Raw genomic sequence first — 5,098 nt, 5'->3', positions numbered from 1 at the left:
GTTAGGATGGATGAGTCCTGTTCAATATAGGCTCCATCTTTTAGCTGCATAATGAAAACGAGACGACCGGAGTCGTCTCGTAAAAAAGTCTAACTTTTGGGGGTCACCTCAATTTGTATCTAATTCCATTTTACATCACTCATTTATAATATAGATTGATTATAACATAGAACGAAATAAAAAGATAATATACTGTATTGTCGGTCTTCGAGTTACCAACAGTAACCCTCATACCGAACGGCATTCATCACCCACCTATAGAGGATGGGTGATGAATGCCTGAATTACGTTAAACTTGACATTAAAAATTCGCGAAAAATAGCTTGAAATTTCGCACGATCAGCTGATGTAAATGGTTTTGGCCCTTTCGTTTTTTGTTTGGCCTTGCGCATTTTAGCGGATAAATAGCGTTGGTCGAGTAAGAATTGGATGGTTTCTGGCAAATAACGCTTCCCCGAATGATGAAAGACTGCCTGTGCGCGACCTAAAGCTAAAGAAGCCAATCCATAATCTTGCGTAATCACTACATCAGACTTGGCTAATTGATTCATAATCGCATAGTCTGCACTATCTGCTCCTTTATCTACATAGACAAAATGCACAAATGCAGGATAATCTTTACTAGAAAAATGATCGAAACTAGTCACAATCACGACTGGCAAATGAAATTCATCAGCTAGTTCAATCACTTCTTCTTTTACGGGACACCCATCTCCATCAATGACGATACGCATGCTTTCACACCTTTCATCCGATTTTCTCAGCGGTAGGTAAACACATAAATTTCTTTGAGGCTTTCCGAGCTGCTTTGCGACCTTTTTGACGGCGTAAATCGACTAGCCACTTCGGCGTATAAGCCAGCCCGTCTGGGAAAGTCTTTACTTCTTGGACTTTCCCGACGTTCTGGACAAACTTATCCGCTCGTGGCTGCCCCAGTCGATTTACGACCTTTATACAAAAAGCCTACCTCAAAATCGGGTAGGCTATCCAGTACTATTCAATTTATAGCAGAGATTTCCTTTTCCACAATGAAATCTCCAACACCTGCAATCCGGCAGTATATGTGTTGCTGGCTGCGTTTGCGAAATAAATTATCGCATTCGGCTCATCGCATGGCTCTACTTTACCACAAGTCACAGGTAATAGCTAGAAAAAAAGAAAAATTGAAGTCGTTTTCTTTGAGATTAAGCTGTTTTTTCTTGTTTTTAGCTAGCTTTTTATAGAGATTTTCATTATAATTAGAAACAGTGTAAAAAGCGTGAAAGAGGTAAATAAAATGTCAAAGAAAAAGCCGATAATTATTGGAGTAAGTGGTGGTTCAGGTAGTGGAAAAACAAGTGTAAGTCGCGCGATTTTCAATAACTTTCCCAATCACTCAATCATGATGTTGGAACATGATTCTTATTACAAAGATCAAAGTCATTTATCTTTTGAAGAGCGATTGAAAACCAACTATGACCATCCTTTTGCATTTGATACGGACCTTTTAATCGAACATTTAGAGAAACTTTTAAATTACGAAACGATTGAAAAACCAGTGTATGACTATGTGGCACACACAAGAAGTACTGAAACAGTCATTCAAGAACCAAAAGAAGTCATCATTCTTGAAGGAATTTTGATTTTGGAAGATAAACGTCTGCGTGATTTAATGGATATTAAAATTTATGTAGACACAGATGATGATATCCGCATTATTCGCCGGATCAAACGCGATATGGTAGAACGTGGTCGTACACTAGATTCTATTATCGACCAATACCTAAGCGTCGTAAAACCCATGTATCATCAATTTATCGAACCAACCAAACGCTATGCTGATGTAATTGTGCCTGAAGGTGGCGAAAATCACGTAGCTATTGATTTAATTAATACCAAGGTTGCAACCTATTTCCAAAAAGCTTGATTCATTCAGGCTTTTTTCTTTTTATAAAAAACCAGCCCAAAGTACGGACTGGCTAACCATTATAATATTTGATAAATCTCATCTAATGTTTGAATCGTATGTGTTGGTTGGATATTCGCCTTTTGCTGATTGGCATTTAACCAAATCGTATCAATCCCGGCATTTTTCCCACCTTGAATATCTGAAGAAAGAGAATCGCCAATAATCACTGTTTTTTCCAAATCCACAGGTGCAATCTTATGAAACACATGTTGAAAAAACTCAATGCGTGGTTTTTGATATCCAATGGTTTCCGAGACAAAGATTTCTTTAAAATACGGCAATAATTTAGCTGCCTCTAACCGTTGATATTGCGTTTTAGCTACACCATTTGTCACAACATACAAATCCGCCTTCTTAGCCAAGTCAGAAACAACGGCTAAACTATTACCTAAGCGCTGAGAACCTTGATTTAAATATTGGCGGTACTCTTTTTCGACAGCCACACTATCAACTTTTTTGCCTAACTGTTCAAAAAATAGGCCAAAACGCGTATTTAACACCTCTTCACGTGTGCGTTTATTTTCCTCATAGTCTTTCCATAATTGCTGGTTTAAAATTTGATAGCTACTTAATAATTCATCAGTTAATTCATAACCTTGATTGCCAAACAACTTAGATAATCCCTGTAACTCCGCTGCTTTAAAATCAATAATCGTATCATCCACATCAAACAATAACGTATTATATCTCATTATCTAAAGTACTCCTTTAATCGACTTAATTCATCTATGGTTAACTTGCGATAGGCCCCACTTGGTAAATCTGTTGGTAATACTAATGGTCCAAAAGAAATGCGCTTTAATCTTTCCACCTTTTTCCCTACAGAAAGAAACATTTTCTTTACCTGGTGAAACTTACCTTCGTGGATTTCAAGCAACACATGATGTGGACTATCCGGTAAAATCGTTAATTTCGCTGGCTTACACAAAGTCCCATCTAAAAAACGTATTCCTTGTTCAAATCTTGCAATATCTTCCATCTCGACTGGTTCTTTTAAGTAAGCTTCATAGACTTTACTTACCTTTTTGCCAGGTTGCAATAAATCATAAGCTAACTGCCCATTAGAAGTAAGTAACAACAGACCTTCCGTATTACGATCAAGCCGACCGACAAAACACAAATCCTCGCGCCAATCCTCTTTTTGTAAACAGTCAAATACCGTATCATGGGCCCTATCTTTATTAGCTGTCACGACGCCAGCTGGTTTATTGAGCAGATAATATACTTCTGATGTTTGCAATATTTTGCCTTCTACTTCAATGGTGTGTAGCTGACTATCCACATTGCGTGCTTCATTGTATTCAACTTGTCCATCTACTTTGACCACCCCTCGTAAAAATAGACGCTTCAATACTTTACGCGATGGTCGCAATTGTTCAGTGATTAAGGTTCCTAATCTCATTGCTGCCCCCTATTTTTTTCTAAGTATAGCAAATCCATCTTAAAAAGCAACGAAAAGCGTCTAACTCAAACACTGTCATCCTCCTATCGTTTTAGTCCGTATTTTTCCAACTCGCGCACAAAGGTGGGATAACGTTTATATTCAAGGTAATAGTCTCTAAGAAGGGCTTGCTTATCCACGGATTTTCTTAAATTATCCCTTACCTCAGCAACTAAAGCGACATAGGCAGCACAAATTTGATAATTATTGCGATTTTTTTCTTCAATTGTTTCCTGAACGAAGCGCGATACTAAATGTTCGACAGTCGAAAAATTAGCTGCTAGTGCTTTCTTATTTCTACCAAAAGAATCACGATACTTCAGCAGCAAACTTGCAAATGATTGTACGTTTTTACTATCAACTCCCCGCAATTCATCCACTTTCCTTAATGCACGTCTTAGCACAAATTCTCCCTCAGATGAAACTTTTTTCTTGCTACTATACATAATCAAAAAGATGTCATGAACAAGGGTTAATTCATTTTCTAATAACAAATTATCGTTGCCACATAAATATTGAAGCGTGAAGAGACGACTTTGTGACATGGAATTTTGGATTAACGCTTTTGATTTTTTATAATGCAGCGTATAATCATCGTCAGTCAAGTGTATATTTTGCAGCAATTGTTGTGTTTGATGTATGAATTTGGCCTTAGATTGAACTTGTATGGTTGTCATCAATTCTAGAAAACGGGTAATTGTCGAATCTGATTCAAAGATCCACCAATGACATTGCTCTATCATTTCTTGTGCATTCATTTTTTCAGCTAATGTGCGTATTTTTTCTGCAATTTGGCTGCGAATTTTATGAATGGGCTGGATTTGTTGAATAGCCTGTACACCCGTTTCATAAAGTTGTTGCATCGAATCCGTACTAGTAAGAGAATCAACTAGATGTGTTTCAAGATACTGAAGATATAATTCAGGATGATATTTTACGAATTTTTTGGCAAAGGCTAATTGTGTCTCATCATTATTTAGAATAGAAAAAGCTTCTACTATCAGTTTGCTAACTATTTGTGTATCCAAATTGCCTAAATAATCTATCCATACGGGTAAAAATACCTGCAAATCCTCTGTATGATTCGTATACATCAGCACATTTTGTAAACCATAAACCACATAATCACTTTGTAAAAACCACTGATACAAAACTTTTGCTCGCTTTTGTCTATCGGTTTGAAGATAAAGTAAATAGGCGTGGCAAATCACATATTGCTTATAATCTAATCTTTCTGACCATTCATCATATAATTCATGAACAGAAATTTTGTCATTTTCCCTGTCCCCTTCAAGCGAAATTTCCAACGTAGCTAGCTCATCAGAAAGAGAATAGGCACTATCATAAGCTTCTTCATCCATACAATGAAAAATAAAATCAAATATTTCTCTTATACTATCCACAACACCTATAGGATCACTATAAATATTCTCGTCATCATCCTCATACCAATCATCAAAATCAAAACCATAGTCGTAGTCATAATCAGACATCACACTTTCAAGATAGCGTTGCCCAGATTTTATCTGTTCAATTTGAATTAGGAATTCTTGTGCGAGTTGTGATAATTCATCATTTACATCTACATTATTTATTTGGTTATTTTGGCTCTTTGTCAAATTGGACTGATGAGTTTTACAAAAGGAATGGGCAGAGATAGACAGCTGTTTGCTATCTCTGCTCTTTTTGTTATTTCGATTCAATTAAAC

At 36.6% G+C, this 5,098-nt stretch carries 5 protein-coding genes; 1 reads left to right on the top strand and 4 read right to left on the bottom strand.

Features of this window, described 5'->3' with window-relative positions; genetic code table 11:
• Window positions 1-284: 284 nt before the first annotated feature.
• Window positions 285-734 (bottom strand): YaiI/YqxD family protein, encoded by a 450-nt coding sequence (locus ACTQZM_RS11680; RefSeq protein WP_441653863.1) that lies wholly within the window; start codon window positions 732-734, stop codon window positions 285-287.
• A gap of 542 nt (window positions 735-1,276) precedes the next feature.
• On the opposite strand from ACTQZM_RS11680, the gene udk reads away from it, so the two are divergent.
• The gene (udk, locus tag ACTQZM_RS11675) at window positions 1,277-1,906 is read left to right on the top strand and encodes a uridine kinase (RefSeq protein ID WP_087402789.1); all 630 of its coding nucleotides are present in this window, start codon (window positions 1,277-1,279) and stop codon (window positions 1,904-1,906) included.
• Between the two features lie 59 nt (window positions 1,907-1,965).
• Here udk and ACTQZM_RS11670 read toward each other — a convergent pair whose 3' ends face one another.
• The 3 genes from ACTQZM_RS11670 to ACTQZM_RS11660 form a co-directional block, all read right to left on the bottom strand.
• Window positions 1,966-2,640, bottom strand: a complete 675-nt coding sequence (locus ACTQZM_RS11670; protein ID WP_441653862.1) for a YjjG family noncanonical pyrimidine nucleotidase — start codon at window positions 2,638-2,640, stop codon at window positions 1,966-1,968.
• Entirely contained in the window at window positions 2,640-3,350 is a 711-nt protein-coding gene (locus tag ACTQZM_RS11665; RefSeq protein ID WP_441653861.1) for a 16S rRNA pseudouridine(516) synthase, read from the bottom strand. The genes ACTQZM_RS11670 and ACTQZM_RS11665 overlap by 1 nt, the downstream gene beginning before the upstream one ends.
• A gap of 83 nt (window positions 3,351-3,433) precedes the next feature.
• Window positions 3,434-5,008, bottom strand: a complete 1,575-nt coding sequence (locus tag ACTQZM_RS11660; protein WP_441653860.1) for a hypothetical protein — start codon at window positions 5,006-5,008, stop codon at window positions 3,434-3,436.
• Between the last annotated feature and the right edge of the window lie 90 nt (window positions 5,009-5,098).

The organism is Enterococcus cecorum (assembly GCF_052119425.1).
In the GTDB taxonomy this organism is placed as follows: Bacteria; Bacillota; Bacilli; order Lactobacillales; family Enterococcaceae; genus Enterococcus_E; species Enterococcus_E cecorum_C.
Note: the sequence above shows the minus strand (reverse complement) of the source record. Positions and strands in the feature narration are given on the sequence as shown.

What these genes read in the sequence shown, in the direction of transcription:
- ACTQZM_RS11680 (WP_441653863.1), bottom strand. Translation starts at nt 734, where the DNA reads ATGCGTATCGTCATTGATGGAGATGGGTGTCCCGTAAAAGAAGAAGTG.
- udk (WP_087402789.1), top strand. Translation starts at nt 1,277, where the DNA reads ATGTCAAAGAAAAAGCCGATAATTATTGGAGTAAGTGGTGGTTCAGGT.
- ACTQZM_RS11670 (WP_441653862.1), bottom strand. Translation starts at nt 2,640, where the DNA reads ATGAGATATAATACGTTATTGTTTGATGTGGATGATACGATTATTGAT.
- ACTQZM_RS11665 (WP_441653861.1), bottom strand. Translation starts at nt 3,350, where the DNA reads ATGAGATTAGGAACCTTAATCACTGAACAATTGCGACCATCGCGTAAA.